Origin of the sequence: Candidatus Liberibacter asiaticus (genome assembly GCF_000590865.3) — a bacterium.
GTDB classification, from domain to species: domain Bacteria; phylum Pseudomonadota; class Alphaproteobacteria; order Rhizobiales; family Rhizobiaceae; genus Liberibacter; species Liberibacter asiaticus.
Window position 1 is genome coordinate 596661 of the sequence record NZ_CP010804.2, and the last position, 18888, is coordinate 615548.

Here is an 18888-nt window from a genome sequence, read left to right on the forward strand (position 1 = left end):
GCTGAATATGATTTTTAACGCTTCTTGCTATTGCAGACTCCGTTTCCTCTACTACGCTAACGATCCTATATGGCGGAGTGAATCGTGTTGAATTTTAAACCTTGACTCTTTTGATTGTAAAGAGACTTATTCTATACAAGTGTTGTATAGGAAAGAAGTCAGATTCTTGGGTTATAGCACACCCGTGCTAATTCTAAAAAGTAGTGCAATCAAAGCTATGTTCTTTTGGATTTTGGGTGATATAATGTATAAACAAATGATTTTACATTATAATTATTGTTTATACTCAAGTTATGTAAATATGAAAAGGTGGTTTTGGGGAAGACAACTCCCCTAAATGCTGATATCATGTTTATAAGTATGTGACTTTGAATTTAATAGAAGACAGTTCTCTGTTATTATCAAAAGGTTACTTACTTACTTGCTTAGTTTTTGTTTTTGCATTGTTGGATTTCTGTGTCAGGTAGGGGGTTAGATGGATTGTTTTCATAGAAAAGATGGTGATCATGGTGAAATTGCAGTCAAAACTGCGTTAATATCTGTCCACAATAAAACGGGCGTTGTTGAATTTGCTAGCCGGCTACTTTCACGGGGTATCAAAATTATATCGACGGGTGGCACTTGTCAGTTACTTGAAGAAGAAGGAATTCCTGTTACCAGTGTTTTTGATATTACAAAATTTCCCGAAATAATGGGTGGACGAGTTAAGACTTTGCATCCCAAGATATATGGGGGTATTTTAAGTATTCGTGATAATCCAGCACATATGAAGTTCATGCAGGATCATGAACTGGAATCAATTGATCTTGTAGTAGTCAATTTATATCCATTCGAGGAATCTTTTTGTAGAGAAGATGATTACTATACTATGGTCGAGAATATTGATATTGGTGGTCCATCTATGATTAGGGCTGCTGCAAAGAATCATGACTATGTTACCATTTTGACGAATCCACAGGACTACCCATTATTTCTTGCTGAAATGGATGTAAATAATGGGAAGATACCGTATAATTTTCGAAAGAAAATGGCGCGACAAGCTTTTTCTAGAACCGCTTCTTACGATACTGCAATTTGTCGTTGGCTTGCTAATGCGGAAAGTGAGAATTTTCCTGATTATCTAAATATCACTGCTGTGAAAAAACAAGAGATGCGTTATGGGGAAAATCCTCATCAGAAGGCTGCTCTCTATTCTACTCCGGAGAAAAAATCTGGCATAGCGCATGCAGTTTTAGTGCAAGGAAAACCACTTTCTTACAACAATATAAATGATCTTGATGCTGCCTTTGAACTTGTTTCGGAATTTCGTTCTCAAGATTGCGCCGCTTGTGTGATTGTCAAACATATGAATCCATGTGGTGTAGCCACTGCAGATACGTTGGTTGAGGCGTATCGTCGAGCATTGTCATGTGATCCGATTTCCGCATTTGGTGGGATTATCGCATTTAATCGGGAGGTAGACCAAGAAGTTGCGAAGGAAGTAATAAAGGTTTTTACTGAAGCTATTATAGCGCCAACCCTTTCTGAGGAGGCTGCCGATGTCCTTGCCAAGAAGCCGAGTATGCGTTTTCTAAAGACATCTAGTTTGCTTGATTTCCATGGTGAAGAGATTGTCTTGAAAACGGTTTCGGGTGGGATTCTTGTGCAAACGCGTGACAATGTTGTGGATAATAAGGAATTGACGGTGGTGACTAAAAGAAGCCCAACTGATCAAGAATTACGTGATATGAAATTCGCTTTTAAAGTAGTGAAACATGTCAAATCTAATGCTGTTGTCTATGCCAAAGACGGTCGTACTGTTGGGATTGGTTCTGGTCAAACTAGCAGAGTCGATTCGACTCGTTTTGCAGCAATAAAAGCTCATAATATTTCTGCTCAAGCCGACGTTAAATCTATGACAAACGGCTCGGTTATTGCATCTGAAGCATTTTATCCTTTCCCCGATGGTATTGTAGAGGCAATCAAAGCGGGGGTTACCGCGGTTATTCAGCCGGGAGGATCTGTGCGAGATTCAGAAGCTATTACGGTCGCGGATCAGCATGGTATAGCAATGGTTTTTACAGGTATAAGACACTTTCGTCATTAATAATTGTGCGCTGTGCGAGCATATTTTCAATGAATCATCTGGTATCACAGGTGAATTCATTGCTTGTAGGATCCAAGATCCATAGTTTGCCAGAGCTAATATCAAACCAAGCGCCGTGGATTTGTAGCATATGTTCTTTTTCCAATTTGTTAACAAAAGGGAAATTGCGTATATTCTTTAAGGAATTGCGAATTGAGAGTTGTTCTAGAATAGTTTGTTTTTCGGTAGGATTGTTTGCAACTATTTTTTGAGCAATAGGACGTACGATGTCCATCCATTTTCCGATAAAATCTCCAGGAGAGGTAGAAGAATTATTCGAGTCTAAAACAGCTTGTATTCCTCCGCAACGTCCATGACCCATAACCACTATATGTTCAACATTAAGCCCTTGTACTGCAAATTCAATTGCAGCAGAAGTTGCGTGATGTTGTCCATCTGGCTCATAGGGTGGCACAATATTTGCGACGTTGCGTACTACAAAGAGCTCTCCTGGTTTAGCATTGAATATTGTCTCGGGTGCGACACGTGAATCACAACAAGAGATAATCATTATCTTAGGCTTCTGTTGATTTGCGAGTTCTTGAAATAACTTTTTATCATACTGATCTTGAATGAACTCGCGATGACGTTCAAGTAAGGTGTTAGGAAAGCTAGTCATAATATCCAATTGTGTCGTTTTTTACTGGAAAAATCAAGCACGATATTGTTTATACCAATAAACGAAACGGCTATTCCATAAGTAATAATTTTTTAAAAAGGAAATGATAAAAATTGAGAGTGAGTTAAGCCTTTATCAATACAATTTATTTGATCATTACGGTTAATGAAATGATTCGTTCAAGTGAGAAATAAATTTTTTGTGCCTTGGTTGAGATTATATAGATTGAAAAATTTTCATAATCCTAATTGATACACGTGTCCATTAGTCGTAATAGGATAATGATGGTGATTTCGAGAGATTTAAAACGAAGTAAAATCATCGGTGACGTTGATATAGCAATAGCTATTTTAGGATTGCCGTCATTTAGTGCTTCCGCAATGTTTGGAGAAGCTAGTATTGATGATCTTGAGAAGTATACCCCGCAAATGCTTGCTCTTACTTCTGTTGTCTCATATGATATTTTTGCGGGTTGGGATCATTCTAGTGCGTGTTGTATAGATATAAGAGAAGTTGAAGGTATTAATCCTTCGGGGATATCTATCAGTATTATTACGGTTATTGTGGATAATATTCCTTTCTTATACCAATCTATTATAGGAGAAATAGTAGCGAGATGCCGCAATCTGACGATGGCTGTTCATCCAGTTTTTACAAAAGATAAAAATTGTGATTGGCAGTTATATTCTCCTGAAAGCTGTGGCATTGCACAAAAACAAATCAGCTTGATACAAATTCATTGTCTAAAAATCACGCCAGAAGAAGCTATAGAAATAAAAAAACAACTTATTTTTATCATTGAACAACTCAAGTTGGTTTCGCAAGATTCACGGGAAATGCTTGCATCTCTTGAAAAAATGCAAAAATCTTTCTGTCATTTAACGGGTATTAAAGAGTATGCAGTCGAAGCCTTGACCTTTCTCAATTGGTTGAATGAAGATAATTTCCAATTCATGGGCATGCGCTATCATCCTCTTGTAGCAGGACAAAAACAAGTAAAATTAGATCATGACATGCCAACAGAATTAGGAATCTTGAGGGATTCTAGTATTGTTGTTTTGGGTTTTGATCGTGTAACGCCAGCAACTCGTAGTTTTCCAGAAGGCAATGATTTTTTAATTATTACTAAATCTAATGTGATATCAGTTATATATCGTCGTACTTATATGGATCATATAGGGATTAAGCATTTTGATGAAAGAGGAAATCTTATAGGGGAGCTGCATGTTGTTGGATTTTTCACGCGATTAGTGTATTCGCAAAGAGCATCCAAGATTCCATTATTGCGTGAGAAAATTGTTAAAGTTCAAAATTTGCTTAATTTTCATCCTAACAGTCACTCAAGCCGTATGTTACAGAACACGTTGGAATTTTATCCAAGGGATGAGTTATTTCAAATTGATTCAACGCTTTTAGCGTCTTTTTGTGAACAAATTATTGATATTATGGATAGACCTCGTGTACGTGTTCTTCCTCGAATTGATCGTTTTAATCATTTTTTTTCGTCCCTTATTTATATACCTCGGGAATATTTTGATTCTTTTGTGCGGGAGAAGATTGGTAATTATTTATCCGAAGTCTGTGAGGGTCATGTAGCCTTTTATTCTAGCATTCTTGAAGAAGGATTGGTAAGAATTCATTTTGTAATAGTTCGTTCAGGTGGAGAAATATCTCATCCATCCCAAGAATCTCTTGAGGAAGGCGTTCGCTCTATTGTTGCATGCTGGGAAGATAAATTTTACAAAAGCGCTGGTGATGGAGTTCCGCGTTTTATATTTTCCCAGACGTTTCGAGATGTCTTTTCTCCTGAAAAGGCGGTAGAAGACTTACCCTACATTATCAGTTGTGCAGAAGGCAAAGAAAAGCTACGTGTGTGCTTTGAAAACAAAGAAGATGGGAAAGTGCAGATTAAGATTTTTCATGCTAGGGGTCCGTTTTCTTTGTCGAAACGTGTGCCACTGCTTGAAAATTTAGGCTTTACAGTCATTAGTGAGGATACGTTCGAAATTAAGATGCTAGCAGATGATGAAGAGCATCTGGTTGTCTTATATCAGATGGATTTAAGTCCTGCTACTATTGCGCGATTTGATCTTGTAGATCGTAGAGATGCTCTTGTCGAAGCTTTTAAATATATTTTTCACGAGAGAGTAGATAACGATTCCTTCAATCATTTGATCATGCTTACGGATTTACGTGTATATGAGATTAGCGTTTTACGCTCATATGCTCGATATCTCCGGCAAGCATCTGTTACATGGTCACAAAACTTTATTGCACGTGTTTTAAGTAAGAATCCTACAATCAGTCAATTGCTTTTTAGTCTTTTTCGCTACCGTTTTGATCCTAGTTTATCTGATCAAGAGCGAGGAGAAAATACTAAGAGAATTTTAGGGGAAATAGATTCTGCTTTGTTGAAAGTTCCCAGTTTAGATGATGATACTGTATTGCGTTCTTATGTGAATTTAATTTCTGGTACGCTGCGAACTAACTATTTTCAAAAAAATCAAGATGATATTGCGCTCGTCTTTAAATTTGATTCTCGTAAAATTAATAGTGTGGGTACAGATGAATTACACCGAGAGATTTTTGTTTATGGTGTTGAAGTTGAAGGGGTTCATCTAAGATGTGGAAAGATAGCACGAGGTGGTTTGCGTTGGTCTGATAGAGCGGCAGATTACCGTACAGAAGTTCTCGGATTGGTAAGAGCACAAAAAGTAAAGAATGCTGTCATTGTTCCTGTTGGTGCTAAAGGAGGGTTTTATCCTAAGAGATTGCCATCTGAAGGGCGTAGAGATGAAATAATTAAAATAGGGCGTGAAGCCTATAAGACTTATGTCCGTGCATTACTTTCCATAACGGATAATTTTGAAGGGCAGGAAATTATTCATCCGGATAATACTGTTTGTTTAGATGGCAATGATCCTTATTTTGTTGTTGCTGCGGATAAAGGGACAGCAACGTTTTCAGATACGGCGAATATCTTAGCTCAGGAGGCGAAATTTTGGTTAGATGATGCTTTCGCTTCGGGTGGATCAATGGGTTATGATCACAAAAAGATGGGGATCACTGCACGTGGTGCGTGGGAAACAGTAAAGAGACATTTTCGCGAGATGGATATTGATATTCAATCTACGCCTTTTACTGTTGCTGGCGTTGGCGATATGTCGGGAGATGTATTTGGAAACGGCATGCTTTTATCTAGGAAGATACAGCTTGTTGCTGCCTTTGATCATAGTGATATATTTATTGATCCAGATCCAAATTCGGAAACTACGTTTGATGAACGTAAGAGGCTTTTTGATTCCCCATCTTCAAGTTGGCAGGATTTCGATCGGAAAGTGTTGTCTAAGGGTGGAATGATTATTTCGCGAAAAGAGAAAGCAGTACAGTTGACTCCTGAAGCTGTAGCTGTCATAGGGATATCAAAACAGATAGCGACGCCTTCTGAGATTATTTCGGCAATTTTGATGGCTTCAGTAGACCTTTTATGGTTTGGAGGTATTGGAACTTATATTCGTGCACCTAGAGAAAATAATGCGGATATAGGGGATAAAGGCAATAATATATTGCGTGTAACTGCCGACAAGGTACGCGCAAAGGTTATAGGAGAAGGGGCTAATCTTGGGCTTACTCAACAAGCCCGAGTTGTTTATTCATTAAATGGTGGACGCATTAATTCTGATGCTATTGATAATTCAGGTGGCGTCAATTGCTCTGATCTAGAAGTCAATATAAAGATTGCATTAGCTTCAGCAATGCGTGATGGAAGGCTTACTTTAGAGAATCGTAATAAGCTTTTAAGTTCAATGACTTCTGAAGTAGTAGAGCTTGTTCTGCGTAATAATTATTTACAATCTTTAGCTATCTCTTTGGAATCACGCAAGGGCATGGCGATGATGTGGAATTTTGCGCAACTGATGAAGTTTTTGGGTAAAGAGGGGGCTCTTGATCGGGAACTGGAACATTTACCAAGCGTTGTGTCTTTCGAAGAACGTATCCGAGAGGAAGTTTCGCTTAGCCGTCCTGAAATCGCTATTTTGCTCGCATATGCTAAGCTTAAATTATCAGAACAATTATTAGACAGTACTCTCATAGATGATCCATTTTTCTTTAGCATATTATTGAGTTATTTTCCACGGCAGTTGAGTGAGTTATATTCGGAAGATATTATGAATCATCAATTACGTAGAGCAATTGTTGCAACAGTTCTAGCTAACGAAATTATTAATAAAGGGGGATCTTGTTTTGTAGTAAGCTTGGCTAAAGAGACTGGTTCTTCGACCGAAGATGTCATTCGTTCTGCCGTGATAGCGTACGCTGGTTATGAATTGGAATCTCTTTGGCAAGAAGTCGATAAGTTGGATAACCAAATTAGTGGAGAGCTACAGAATAAAATATATGAAGAGATTAGATTGATTTTTATTAATCTGACGCGTCTTCTCATAAAAAATGGAAAGTTTATTGGAGATATTGGTAACGCAGTCAAACGTCTTGTAACGGCATTCCATAAACTTAATAGTCTATTGCAAGAAAAGATACCAGTAGAATGGTTAGAGCGTTTTAACAATTGGGTGACGAATCTCACTAACAAAGGTTTTCCACCCGATCTTGCGGATAGAATTGTTCGTATGCAATTTTTAATGGTTGTCCCAGATTTAATTGATATATCAGAAACGTGTGATACGAGTCTATTAGTAGTGCTGGATATGTGGTCGGCTATTTCAGTGGGATTAGGTGTTGATAGATTGCTGTCTGTAGCTCACAACGTTGTTGTAGATGATCACTATGAGAATCTTGCGTTGTCGGCAGGTTTAGACTGGATGTATTCTGCGCGACGTGAGATGATTGTCAAGGCTATTACCACTGGTAGTTCTGTTGCTACTATTATGCAGAATGAGAAATGGAAAGAAGTTAAGGATCAGGTTTTTGATATTCTCTCTGTCGAAAAAGAAGTAACTGTTGCGCATATAACGGTAGCAACCCATCTTTTGTCAGGTTTTCTCTTGAAAATATAGGTTAGCACGGCGCTTTTCCGTAATGTTTGAGCAGGAAAATGTTTTTCCTTTGCTATATTACTTTAGATCATACTTGGGAATTTTTATTTTTTTGATGACATATCATCTCTGTCGATGCCTGTGATGCTAATAGGAATATTTTGTGAGTGAGGAGAGTTATGAACATGACTAACCACTTTGTAATATATGATTATGAAACGTTTGGCCGTGATGTTGCGTTGGATCGTCCTGCACAGTTTGCGGGTGTGCGTGTTGATCGGCAATGGGAGAAGATAGAGAGTACAGAAGTATTTTTTTGCAAGCCCGCTGATGATTATTTGCCGGATCCAGAGGCGGTATTTATTACGGGAATCACGCCACAAAAAGCATTGCGTGATGGTGTCGTAGAAGCTGAGTTTTCTCGACGCATTCATCAGTTTTTTAGTGTGCCCAATACCTGTATTATTGGGTACAATAACATCAGATTTGATGATTATTATAGCCGTAACATTTTCTATCGTAATTTTTATGACTCGTATCGTTGGAGCTGGGACAACGGAAATTCTCGATGGGATTTATTGGATGTTATGCGGGCTATTTATGCTTTCTCTCCTGATGGTATCCAATGGCCATCCAGAGATGATGGGGCTACAAGTTTTAAGCTTCAGGATTTGGCACTGGCAAATGGTATCGAACATGTCAATGCGCATGATGCAAAAGCGGATGTTTATGCTACTCTTGCATTAGTGTGGTTGATACGTGAGAAAAAGCCCAAATTATTTGAGTATTTGTACGATTATCGCAATAAAAATCAACTGAGAAAGTTAATTGATATCCAGAACATGACGCCATTAGTACATGTTTCGGGCATGTTTGGAGCTTCTCGGAGTAATACCGCTCTGATTGCTCCTGTAGCATGGCATCCTCGTTACAAGGATAGTGTAATCGGCTGTAACTTAAGTGGTGATATGCGAGTATTTCAGGATTTGGATAGCGTTCAACTAGCAAAACGATTATTTACAAGTCATGATGAATTAAAGGGTTTGGTTCCTGTCCCTATCAAAGAGGTGCATCTTAATAAATGCCCGATTCTTATGCCTATTGATTACTGTAAGAAAGAACACTTTGAGCGTTGGGGAATTGATCATAAACGTTGCTTAGAAAATTTAACATTATTGCGTCAACAAACTAATCTACGAGATAGATTCAAGGCGATATATAATAAGCCTTATACATCATCATCGCAAGACGTAGATTCTCAACTATATGATGGTTTTTTTGCAGATGTAGACCGTCAAATAATGGATCGTATACTTCGTACTGCACCGGAACAATTATCAACGTTAAATCTGCCATTCAGTGATCGGCGATTGCCTGAATTATTCTTTCGTTATAGAGCGCGCAATTTTCCCCATACACTAAGTGAAAAAGAGAAACAAGATTGGTTAGAGCATCGCAAGAAAATGCTCACGCGGTCTCGCATTGAAGAGTATAAAAATAAACTACAGAGTCTCAGTGGCGAATACAAAGGAGACGAAGGAAAAGAAGGGCTAATTAATGCGTTGTACGAATATCTTCAATGGGTTATTCCGAAGGAATAACAATTTTGTCTTGTGAAAACGAAATATATTGGTTGAAATGAGCATTTTTTTCTTGGAATAGAATAAAATGCTTGATTATTTGGTGCAATCTCAACATATTTCCTAGGTGGAGAGGTGGCCGAGTGGTTGAAGGCGCACCCCTGCTAAGGGTGTATACGGCAACGTATCGAGGGTTCGAATCCCTTTCTCTCCTCCATAAGTCAATCAATTTGCCAATTTATGCATCATCACTCAAATGTTTGTAGCATGCACTGTGTTTTTGGTGTTATGTATGGGATTATCACGTTTATTAGATCGGCTGGAATTTTTTTTGCAAATCATAAGATTACGTAACTATTGTTCTATGAGTTGATCAGCGCCGTAGTATTCCTTTGACAGTTTCAATAGTTCGCTATTGTGAAAAATAGTAACAATTCAATCCTAATACTATTCTTGCCTAATCGTTTTATCTTTGTTCAATATGCATCGACAGCTGTGTTTACTTATATCAAAGAACAATACGAGGATTGCTGCTTATGACGAATTTGATTGTTTCTCGTGTAGTAAAGTTAGATTTAGAGAGAGCTGTCTTTATATTATGTCATCTGCAATTTCAAGATTAGAGTACACACTTTGGACGTCATCATCATCTTCTAGGTTTTCAATCATTTTGATGATAGACTTTACTTTGTCGGCATTTGATAGTCGTATATAATTTAAAGGTTTCCATATAACTTTAATGCTTTGTGCTTCACCAATTTTCTCTTCTAATTTTTTAGAAGTTAATCCTACATTGTTGAAATCACAGTAGAAGATATATTCTTGATCTTCGAATAGCACTTCGAAAGCATCGGATTCGATAGCAACTTCCATAGCTAAGTTAGAATCTCCGATGTTTGAATGATAAATAATTTCTCCAATTTGTTCAAAGAAACGAGTTGTCGATCCTGTAGATCCAAGAGATCCATTGGCTTTAGTGAAAATAGAGCGTATGCTAGATGCTGTACGGTTGCGATTATCTGTCAAGGCTTCAATAATGATAGCAACCCCTTCGGGTCCATAGCCTTCATATCGAATGTTAGTGTAATTACCTAGATCGTCGCTTCCTGCTTTTTTGATAGCCCGTTCAATATTTTCTTTGGGCATTGATTGATTTTTAGCGTTTTGAATAGCCAACCTTAGGCGTGGATTTTCTAATGGATTTTGTCCGGATAATTTGGCCGATACGGTGATTTCACGAGATAATTTGGAAAATATTTTTGATTTCAGGGCATCTTTACGTTCTTTGCGATGCATAATGTTTTTAAATTGAGAATGTCCAGCCATCAATGTAATCCTTTTTAAACCGTGTAGCTCAAGTAAGGGGGATATTTCTTGTTATGTCCAAAAATCAGGACGTGTTTCCGAAAGTCGAGGTCCAATACGAATAGGGGCAATCTTCTCTGCCAACCCAGTGACATCAGAAATCTCAGCGCAGATGCCACATAACGTTGCGGGTCCATTTGCTATAACGAAACGATTGCGTGGAATTTGTGTAATGAAACGATTAATCGGCTCTTCTTTATCTAAACCGATGGACGAATTATAGTCTCCACACATTCCGAGATCAGTTATATAACCAGTACCACCATCAAGAATTTGAGCATCAGCAGTGGGGATATGAGTATGGGTTCCCACTACAAGGCTAGCGCGACTGTCGACAAAATGCGCAAAACATTGTTTTTCACTAGTTGTTTCGGCATGGAAGTCAAAGACTATAACATCCGCTTGTTCTTTTAAAGGGCATGTCGCTAAAATTTTATCGGCTGTTCTAAAGGGATCATCTAATAGGGGGTTCATGAAAACTCTCCCCATGATATTAGCGACTAAGACATTTGAGCCATTTTTCGCGCAATATAATCCAGATCCATTGCCAGGGGTATTTGGAGGATAATTTGCTGGGCGTAGAAATTTACAGTGACGTTGAGAAAAGACAAGTGCTTCTCGTTTATCCCAAACATGATTTCCTGTGGTGATTACATCTATCCCAGTTTCCATCATCTCGCAAAATATTTTTTCAGTAATACCAAAACCGCCGGCGCTGTTTTCTCCATTGGCTATTACGAAGTCCAGTTGAAAATCCCGAATTAGGCGTGGCAGCATCTCATATACAATAGATCTACCTGTTTTTCCAACGATGTCACCAAGGAATAAAAGTCTCATACTTTCTCTATATGCTCCGTACTAAATTGACTAAATCTACTCTCCGTCAGAATCGCATGTAGACGAATATCTGTAGCTTCCGCCTGAATGCATGAGGTTTCTTGCATATCAAATGCAATACCCAAGAGATAAGGATTTTTCCCTTCAAGGCGTATATCAGCTATAGCTCGGTCATAATATCCTCTCCCGTATCCTATTCGATTTCCTTTAAGATCAAAAGCAATAAGTGGCATCAGTATAAGATCTGGGCTCATTTCTTTAGCATACGATGGTGGTGATAGAGTGCCAACGGCTGATTTTACCAGATCAGTAGGATTTTCGTATTGACGAAAAATCATTGTGTTTCCTGTAATCGCTGGGAGGCAGAATGAGCATTCTTTGTGTGCTATTTTGTCGACTAGGATATTTACATTGACTTCCGATTGCATAGGATAAAAAGTTGCGATTTTGGTTTTTTTTTTTCAATGGGATCTTTTTTGCGCCGAGATCTGCGAGGCTAATGCTTTTCATATGGCGATATGCTGGAGAAAGTAGATTGCGCGCGATCATTTTTTTTTTGCGTATCAGATTTTTATGTTCTCGTGGGGTCATTCATGCAAGATCCTTACACCTGATTTTTATCGTAGCGCACATAATGTAGACGATTTCGATGAGAATGAGCAACTCATTCATGATGCTTTTTGGGTTCTTTCTTTTCATGAGGATGCACGACTAGATCAGAAATCACAGAAGATGGGGGGATGTTTTGTCTACGAGAGGATATCGAGTTTAATTCATCGACTGTAGATTTGATTTTATCTCCTGTACATGAGGTCAAGTTATTCTGGATTAACATCAGCTAATTATTTGGAATTTTTTTTAAATATGCGCTTCATTTTAAAATATTATAGAGCGTTAGCAAAGAATATTTTCACTATCGATCAAGCATTAATCATCTTTGAATAATTGCATAATTTGCTCTGTTCTTATTGAGCAAATTATTCTATTGAGTTAACATGGTTTGTTAAAGAAAAGTGATAAATAAAGTACAACGAAGAGTGAGGAAATTAAATTAGAGTAGATTTTCGCATATTGTAATGTTGTATTTTTTGACAGTAAGATATTTGAGAGCAATTTCGAGGGGGATTGGGGCATCCTGTTGGGGGGAGAAATGTGGTATTGATGAAGTATGATGACGATTACAAAAAGATGGCGGATGCTATTAGATTCTTGTCAATGGATGCTATAGAAAATGTTAATTCTGGACATCCTGGCTTGCCTATGGGAATGGCAGATGTTGTTACTGCACTTTTTACGCAATGCATGGTTTTTGATCCTCAATGTCCGTATTGGCCAAATCGGGATCGTTTTGTCTTGTCAGCAGGACATGGCTCTATGTTATATTACGCATTACTCTATCTGCTAGGCTACCAAGATGTAACGATTGAGGATATAAAAAATTTTCGAACTATTGGTTCCAAAACAGCAGGGCATCCCGAGTATGGTTCGTGTGCTGGTATTGAGGCAACGACTGGTCCTTTAGGACAAGGCATTGCCAATGCTGTGGGCATGGCTATTGCAGAGCGTAAATTGAGAGAAGAATTTGGTGATGTATTAATCGATCATTATACCTATGTGTTGGTTGGTGATGGTTGCCTGATGGAAGGTATAAGCCAAGAAGCGATTTCTTTCGCGGGACATCTTGGATTAAGTAAACTAATCGTTCTTTGGGATAATAATGGTATTTCGATAGATGGTCCTATTTCTTTAGCAGATTCTACGGATCAGTATGCTCGATTCCGTGCTTCTGGATGGAATACTCTTTCTGTTAATGGACATGATCATCATGCTATTACCTCTACCCTTAGAAAAGCGCAATTGTCTGACAAACCAACGATGATTGCTTGTGAAACAGTTATTGGTTTTGGATCTCCCAATAGGGCAGGGACCAATAAAGTGCATGGTTCTGCATTGGGTCAAGAGGAAATAAAAGCTACTCGTAAGGCACTGAATTGGGATTTAGATCCTTTTTTTATTCCTGATGATATAATGAAGAAATGGCGTTTGGCTGGATTACGTTCTTCTCAAACAAGAGCAGATTGGCAAGAACGCCTTTCTTCTATGAAAAGTAGTATTCGAAAGGAATTTGAACGCCGGTTTTCAGATGCATTGCCTGATTGTTTTGATAATGCCTTTATAAATTTGAAGAAAAAATTTGAACATTCCAAGCCAATGATTGCCACGAGAAAATCTTCTGAGCTTGTGTTGGAAGTAGTGAACGATTGTTTGCCAGAACTTATAGGAGGATCGGCAGATCTTACTGGTTCTAATGGTACAAAAACTAGTCAGATGAAAGCTATTTCGAAGAGTGATTTTTCAGGGCGCTATTTACATTATGGTGTTCGTGAACACGCGATGGCTGCCGCAATGAATGGGATAGCCTTGCACAAGGGATTGGCACCATATTCAGGTACTTTCATGGTATTTTCTGATTATAGTCGTCCTGCTATAAGGCTAGCATCTTTGATGGGGATAAGAGTCATTCACGTTTTGACACATGATTCTATAGGTTTGGGTGAAGATGGTCCTACCCATCAACCTGTAGAACATTTAGCAGCATTGAGAGCTATTCCTGATCTTCTAGTATTGAGACCTGCGGATTCGATAGAGACATTAGAATGTTGGCAAGTAGCTCTTAAGGAAAAAAACCGTCCGTCTGTATTATCTTTATCTAGACAAAATTTGCCTTTTCTCCGTACCCAATATGAATCAAATAATTTATGTGCTCTAGGAGCTTATGATTATATTTCCACACCTAATGCACAAGTCACAATTTTTTCTTCAGGTTCTGAATTAAAAATCGCTGTAGAAGCGTGTGAAATTTTATCATCTCGGAATATTTCTACTCGTGTAGTATCGGTTCCTTGTTTTGAATTGTTTTTTGAGCAATCAGATTCGTATCGTGCGCAAATTATAGGTTCATCTCCAATCAAGATCGCAATTGAAGCAGGATTACGTCAAGGATGGGATGCTTTCATTGGATCTGATGGATCATTTATTGGAATGCAAGGTTTCGGGGCTTCAGGATCGTGTGATCTCCTCTATCAACATTTTGGCATTAATGCTATCGCAATTGTGGATATGGTTGAGAGAAAACTATCAGTGTAGTGTTTTAATTTTTCTAGATGTTTCTTTTGTATATTGTATGAGGAAGAGAAGAATGGTTTGCAAAGTTGCTATAAATGGTTTTGGTCGTATTGGACGATGTATTCTTCGCGCTGCAGTTGAGTCAAGACGCGATGATGTGAGAATTGTAGCGATTAATGATCTTAATTCTATAGAGACAATGGCTCATTTATTGCGGTACGATTCGGTACATGGAAGGTTTCCAGGAGAGGTGAAAATCATAGGCGATACCATAGATGTTGGTTTGGGACCTATACAAGTCACTAGTATTCGCGATCCGCAGGATCTTCCATGGGGTGATGTTGATGTAGCTATGGAATGTACAGGTTTTTTTGTAACGCAAGAAAAAGCTTCGCTTCATTTATCTAATGGTTCTCAGCGTGTTTTAGTATCTGCGCCGTGTAAAGGAGTCAAAAAGACTATCGTTTACGGTGTCAATCATCAATCGTTAAATAAAGAGGATAAAGTTGTTTCCAATGCTTCTTGCACCACTAATTGTTTGGTTCCAGTGGTCCATGTTTTAGATAAAATGTTTGGGATTGAAAAAGGATATATGACGACTGTTCATTCTTATACAGGTGATCAGCACGTTCTAGATGCGGGACATAGTGATCTTTATCGTTCACGAGCAGCAGCTATATCGATGGTTCCTACCTCGACTGGCGCAGCCAAAGCTGTAGAGCTAGTTTTGCCGAATCTCAAAGGTAAATTAGACGGTTCGTCCATTCGAGTTCCCACGCCTAATGTATCGATGGTGGATTTAAAATGTGTAACAAGTCGTGATGTGAATATTGACGAAATCAATGCAACGATGAAATATTTTGCCGAAGGAGATTTAAAAAATATTCTGGGCTATGTCACTCTTCCATTGGTTTCTGTAGACTTTAATCATACGTCTTATTCATCCATATTTGCAGCTGATCAGACAAAAGTAGTTTCTCAGAATCTTCTTCGTGTACTGGTTTGGTATGATAATGAGTGGGGTTTTTCCAATCGTATGTTGGATACCGCATCAGCAATGGCTAATCTCTCATAGAACTTTGTTCATTTCTCTTTAGTTGTCATATGATCTGATTTTTAAGTGGAAAGGTTAAAATTATGAGTCGTCTTAGAACCATGAATGATCTTCGTGATATAAGGGGGCTTCGTTGTTTGTTGCGTGTTGATTGGAATGTTCCATTTATAGATGGAAAAGTCGCAGATGTTACTCGTATTGAGCGTGTAGTTCCAACAATTCTTGAGCTTGTAGAAAAGAAAGCAAAAGTCGTTATTTTTTCTCATTTAGGACGTCCTCAAAGTAAATCAGATAAAGATTGTTCTTTATTTAAAGTGGTCTCTATCGCGGAGTCTATTCTTCACAAAAATATTCTTTTTGTTAACGACTGCATTGGTTCAACCTTGTCGCAATCAATCGCTTCTTTGTCAGAAGGGGGCATTATTCTTGCAGAAAATGTTCGTTTTTATTCGGAAGAAGAAAGGAATGATCCAGATTTTGTAAGGATGTTGTCGCGAAATGGCGATTTTTATATTAATGATGCCTTTTCTGTTTCTCATCGGGCACATGCTTCTATTACAGGTCTTTCTCATTTATTGCCTTCCTATATTGGTCGTGCCATGCAAAAAGAGCTTAGTATGCTAGAAAGTTGTTTTAGTGAATCTAAAAAACCTTTAGTTGCAATCGTGGGAGGCTCTAAGGTTTCTACCAAGATCACGTTGCTCATTAATCTCGTAAAAAAAGTTGATAAGTTGGTGATTGGTGGTGGTATGGCCAATAGTTTTTTAGTAGCACAGGGCATGGGAGTAGGTCGCTCGTTGTGTCAACGTGATTTTTCTGACAATGTACACCAGATAGCATGGGAAGCTAAAAGATCTGCTTGTGAAATTATTGTGCCACGAGATGTTGTCGTTGCTAGAGAAATGAAAACAGGAATTCCCACACAAGTTGTTTCAGCGCAATCTGTGCCTCTGGATTCTATTATATTAGATGTTGGTTTTAAGACAGTAGAATATATTAAACAGGTTATTGCGCAAGCAAGAACTGTGATGTGGAACGGCCCACTTGGTGTTTTTGAAATAGAGCCTTTCGATAGGGCTACGGTTGAAGTAGCACACTATGTAGCCAAACTAACAAAAGAAAGAAGAATTATTTCTATTGCAGGAGGGGGGGATACCATCACTGCACTTGCTCATGCGGGTATTTCGAATGAATTTACATATGTTTCTACAGCTGGAGGGGCATTTCTTGAGTGGTTAGAAGGTAAGGATTTACCTGGGATTGTTGCGCTATCTGGTCATTGCTGATGGGACAGGATGGTTTTTAGTATCTGGAAATCCAAAGGTATTCGTTTATTTGTGATAGGAGTTCAATATGTGGATTTTTTCTTGGAAAATATTTTATGGAGATAATAGAAAATGATGCAAGATCTTGAAAATAGTGTTGCCATGATGCTTCAAGCAGGGAAAGGAATTCTTGCTGCGGATGAGTCTAATGCTACGATACAAAAGCGTTTTAAGGCAATCCATTTGGAATCCACAGAAAATTCTAGGCGTGATTATCGAGAAATGTTATTTCGAGCAAAAGATGCGATGCAATATATTTCTAGTATTCTCCTTTATGAAGAAACACTTTATCAGAATGCTCAAGATGGTACATCATTTGTAGATCTTATCTCTTCTTCTGGTGTATTGGTTGGGATTAAGGTTGATCGTGGATTAAAGCCTTATCCTTTATATCCAGGGGAGCATATTACTGTTGGTTTGGATGATCTAGATGTGAGATTAAAGCAATATAAAGATGCTGGGGCTCGTGTTGCTAAGTGGCGCGTTGTTCTTTCTGTTTCTGATGTATTGCCAAGTATGACTGTTGTTAAGGCTAATATGCACATATTAGCGCGCTACGCTGTTCTTTGTCAGAATGCAGGTCTTGTTCCTATCGTTGAGCCTGAAGTGCTTATGGAAGGGGATCATACAATTGAACGTTGTGCTGAAGTGACGGAATTTGTATTGCGCACGCTATTCAATGAATTGTATACTATGAGAGTGTGTTTTGAAGGGTTAGTACTGAAATCCAATATGATCCTTCCAGGGAAAAGTGCCCCTCAAGTATCCGATGAAGAGATTGCAAGCAACACTATAAAAATATTTAAACGCGTAGTTCCATGTGCTGTTCAAGGTATAGCATTCCTGTCTGGAGGACAGTCTGAGCAAGATGCTACAGCGCGTTTGTCAGCGATGAATTCTATGGGTGATTGCCCGTGGAGATTAAGTTTTTCCTATGGTCGTGCTTTACAAGAATCTGCGCTACGTGCATGGAATGGAAAGCAAGATAATGTAGTTGTAGCACAACGTGTTTTATCGCATCGTGCTCATATGAATAGTTTAGCAACAAAAGGTTGTTGGAAAAAATCTCTAGAAAATAGTAATGGCAGATAGTTTTGGAAAAAGAATAAAAGGCTATTTAAAAATCATGGAAAGTGGTCTTGTATTACGCAATGGTTCTTTTTATCGATTTTAATTTTTATGCTAAAGCGGGAATTAATATTTTCACTCCTCGGAGGATTTTAGGAAATTTTAGATAAGGGTTGGTTTATGTCTAATCGTGTTTCAGGTTCAATTAGTTGTCTGAATAGAAGGCTTTTTTCTATGCGATTGAAGGTTCTTTATAAAGAGAGCATTGCTCTTGTAGAAGAGACTTCTTGTTATTTTGACCGAGAAGGGCATTTATTGTCGAAGACGCTACCTCGTGCAATTTCAAAATTATATACTTCTGAATCGGTTCTTTTAACGACGCGCTTAATGCAGATGGTTTCTTGGTTATTTTTACAACGTGCTTTGGAAGATGGCAATATGACTCTCGAGCAGGTCATGTCGGAGAAAGAAAAGATAAAGTTTGATTATTCTGGTCTAGATTCTACTGTTCCTGGATGGACTGAGCTTCCGTGCTTTTTTAAAAATCTTGTAGAGCGTTCTTCACAGCTTCAAAGACGGATAGTCCTTTTGGATCAAGAGATTTATAGGGCAGATTTCGATGAAATTTCGCGTGGACCTAATCATGTTCAAACACAAATTAAATTATTAGAAGCTTGTTTTGAAAATTTTTAAATACGGCTTATTTATCGTTCTAGATAAGAGGGGTTTAGGAATTGAATAATTCTTATTGCTTTTATTTTTTGTAGCTGTAAGAGGTGATCCTTTCTTTTTGAT

13 protein-coding genes and 1 tRNA gene are annotated in these 18888 nt (G+C 38.2%); 9 read left to right on the forward strand and 5 right to left on the reverse strand.

Annotation, left to right across the window (positions count from 1 at the left end; translation table 11 throughout):
- Positions 1-475: 475 nt before the first annotated feature.
- Complete coding sequence (gene purH / locus CD16_RS02705) at positions 476-2086, forward strand: bifunctional phosphoribosylaminoimidazolecarboxamide formyltransferase/IMP cyclohydrolase (protein WP_015452496.1); 1611 nt, start codon at positions 476-478, stop codon at positions 2084-2086.
- A 34-nt stretch (positions 2087-2120) separates the two neighbouring features.
- On the opposite strand, the gene CD16_RS02710 is transcribed toward purH, so the two are convergent.
- The gene (locus CD16_RS02710; RefSeq protein ID WP_015452497.1) at positions 2121-2744 is read right to left on the reverse strand and encodes a carbonic anhydrase; all 624 of its coding nucleotides are present in this window, start codon (positions 2742-2744) and stop codon (positions 2121-2123) included.
- Between the two features lie 284 nt (positions 2745-3028).
- On the opposite strand from CD16_RS02710, the gene CD16_RS02715 reads away from it, so the two are divergent.
- The 3 genes from CD16_RS02715 to CD16_RS02725 all read left to right on the forward strand — a co-directional run bounded on the left by CD16_RS02715 (position 3029) and on the right by CD16_RS02725 (position 9535).
- Complete coding sequence (locus CD16_RS02715) at positions 3029-7759, forward strand: NAD-glutamate dehydrogenase (protein WP_015452498.1); 4731 nt, start codon at positions 3029-3031, stop codon at positions 7757-7759.
- A gap of 164 nt (positions 7760-7923) precedes the next feature.
- Positions 7924-9339, forward strand: coding sequence for an exodeoxyribonuclease I (gene sbcB / locus CD16_RS02720; RefSeq protein WP_015452499.1), 1416 nt, complete (start codon positions 7924-7926; stop codon positions 9337-9339).
- 108 nt (positions 9340-9447) lie between these two features.
- A tRNA-Ser gene (locus CD16_RS02725) sits at positions 9448-9535 on the forward strand.
- Between the two features lie 374 nt (positions 9536-9909).
- Here the strand turns inward: CD16_RS02725 and CD16_RS02730 are convergent.
- The 4 genes from CD16_RS02730 to CD16_RS05755 all read right to left on the reverse strand — a co-directional run bounded on the left by CD16_RS02730 (position 9910) and on the right by CD16_RS05755 (position 12355).
- Positions 9910-10644, reverse strand: a complete 735-nt coding sequence (locus tag CD16_RS02730; protein WP_015452500.1) for a YebC/PmpR family DNA-binding transcriptional regulator — start codon at positions 10642-10644, stop codon at positions 9910-9912.
- A gap of 51 nt (positions 10645-10695) precedes the next feature.
- Entirely contained in the window at positions 10696-11520 is an 825-nt protein-coding gene (locus CD16_RS02735; protein WP_015452501.1) for a TIGR00282 family metallophosphoesterase, read from the reverse strand.
- Complete coding sequence (locus tag CD16_RS02740) at positions 11517-11948, reverse strand: 5-formyltetrahydrofolate cyclo-ligase (RefSeq protein ID WP_244392104.1); 432 nt, start codon at positions 11946-11948, stop codon at positions 11517-11519. The genes CD16_RS02735 and CD16_RS02740 overlap by 4 nt, the downstream gene beginning before the upstream one ends.
- A 236-nt stretch (positions 11949-12184) precedes the next feature.
- Entirely contained in the window at positions 12185-12355 is a 171-nt protein-coding gene (locus CD16_RS05755; protein WP_015452503.1) for a hypothetical protein, read from the reverse strand.
- A 326-nt stretch (positions 12356-12681) separates the two neighbouring features.
- Between CD16_RS05755 and tkt the strand changes: the two genes are divergently transcribed.
- The 5 genes from tkt (at position 12682) to CD16_RS02765 (ending at position 18786) form a co-directional block, all read left to right on the forward strand.
- Positions 12682-14667: a transketolase gene (gene tkt, locus CD16_RS02745; RefSeq protein WP_015452504.1), complete on the forward strand. Its 1986-nt coding sequence runs from the start codon at positions 12682-12684 to the stop codon at positions 14665-14667.
- Between the two features lie 52 nt (positions 14668-14719).
- Complete coding sequence (gene gap, locus CD16_RS02750; protein ID WP_015452505.1) at positions 14720-15721, forward strand: type I glyceraldehyde-3-phosphate dehydrogenase; 1002 nt, start codon at positions 14720-14722, stop codon at positions 15719-15721.
- Positions 15722-15783: 62 nt separating this feature from the next.
- Positions 15784-16986 (forward strand): phosphoglycerate kinase, encoded by a 1203-nt coding sequence (locus tag CD16_RS02755; RefSeq protein ID WP_015452506.1) that lies wholly within the window; start codon positions 15784-15786, stop codon positions 16984-16986.
- A gap of 111 nt (positions 16987-17097) precedes the next feature.
- Positions 17098-18117: a class I fructose-bisphosphate aldolase gene (locus CD16_RS02760; protein ID WP_015452507.1), complete on the forward strand. Its 1020-nt coding sequence runs from the start codon at positions 17098-17100 to the stop codon at positions 18115-18117.
- A 156-nt stretch (positions 18118-18273) separates the two neighbouring features.
- Positions 18274-18786 (forward strand): DUF1465 family protein, encoded by a 513-nt coding sequence (locus CD16_RS02765; protein ID WP_015452509.1) that lies wholly within the window; start codon positions 18274-18276, stop codon positions 18784-18786.
- Positions 18787-18888 lie beyond the last annotated feature (102 nt).

Excerpts from the sequence above, each read along its gene's own strand:
- purH (WP_015452496.1), top strand. The coding sequence starts at position 476 with ATGGATTGTTTTCATAGAAAAGATGGTGATCATGGTGAAATTGCAGTC.
- CD16_RS02710 (WP_015452497.1), bottom strand. The coding sequence starts at position 2,744 with ATGACTAGCTTTCCTAACACCTTACTTGAACGTCATCGCGAGTTCATT.
- CD16_RS02715 (WP_015452498.1), top strand. The coding sequence starts at position 3,029 with ATGGTGATTTCGAGAGATTTAAAACGAAGTAAAATCATCGGTGACGTT.
- sbcB (WP_015452499.1), top strand. The coding sequence starts at position 7,924 with ATGACTAACCACTTTGTAATATATGATTATGAAACGTTTGGCCGTGAT.
- CD16_RS02730 (WP_015452500.1), bottom strand. The coding sequence starts at position 10,644 with ATGGCTGGACATTCTCAATTTAAAAACATTATGCATCGCAAAGAACGT.
- CD16_RS02735 (WP_015452501.1), bottom strand. The coding sequence starts at position 11,520 with ATGAGACTTTTATTCCTTGGTGACATCGTTGGAAAAACAGGTAGATCT.
- CD16_RS02740 (WP_244392104.1), bottom strand. The coding sequence starts at position 11,948 with ATGCAATCGGAAGTCAATGTAAATATCCTAGTCGACAAAATAGCACAC.
- CD16_RS05755 (WP_015452503.1), bottom strand. The coding sequence starts at position 12,355 with ATGTTAATCCAGAATAACTTGACCTCATGTACAGGAGATAAAATCAAA.
- tkt (WP_015452504.1), top strand. The coding sequence starts at position 12,682 with ATGAAGTATGATGACGATTACAAAAAGATGGCGGATGCTATTAGATTC.
- gap (WP_015452505.1), top strand. The coding sequence starts at position 14,720 with ATGGTTTGCAAAGTTGCTATAAATGGTTTTGGTCGTATTGGACGATGT.
- CD16_RS02755 (WP_015452506.1), top strand. The coding sequence starts at position 15,784 with ATGAGTCGTCTTAGAACCATGAATGATCTTCGTGATATAAGGGGGCTT.
- CD16_RS02760 (WP_015452507.1), top strand. The coding sequence starts at position 17,098 with ATGATGCAAGATCTTGAAAATAGTGTTGCCATGATGCTTCAAGCAGGG.
- CD16_RS02765 (WP_015452509.1), top strand. The coding sequence starts at position 18,274 with ATGTCTAATCGTGTTTCAGGTTCAATTAGTTGTCTGAATAGAAGGCTT.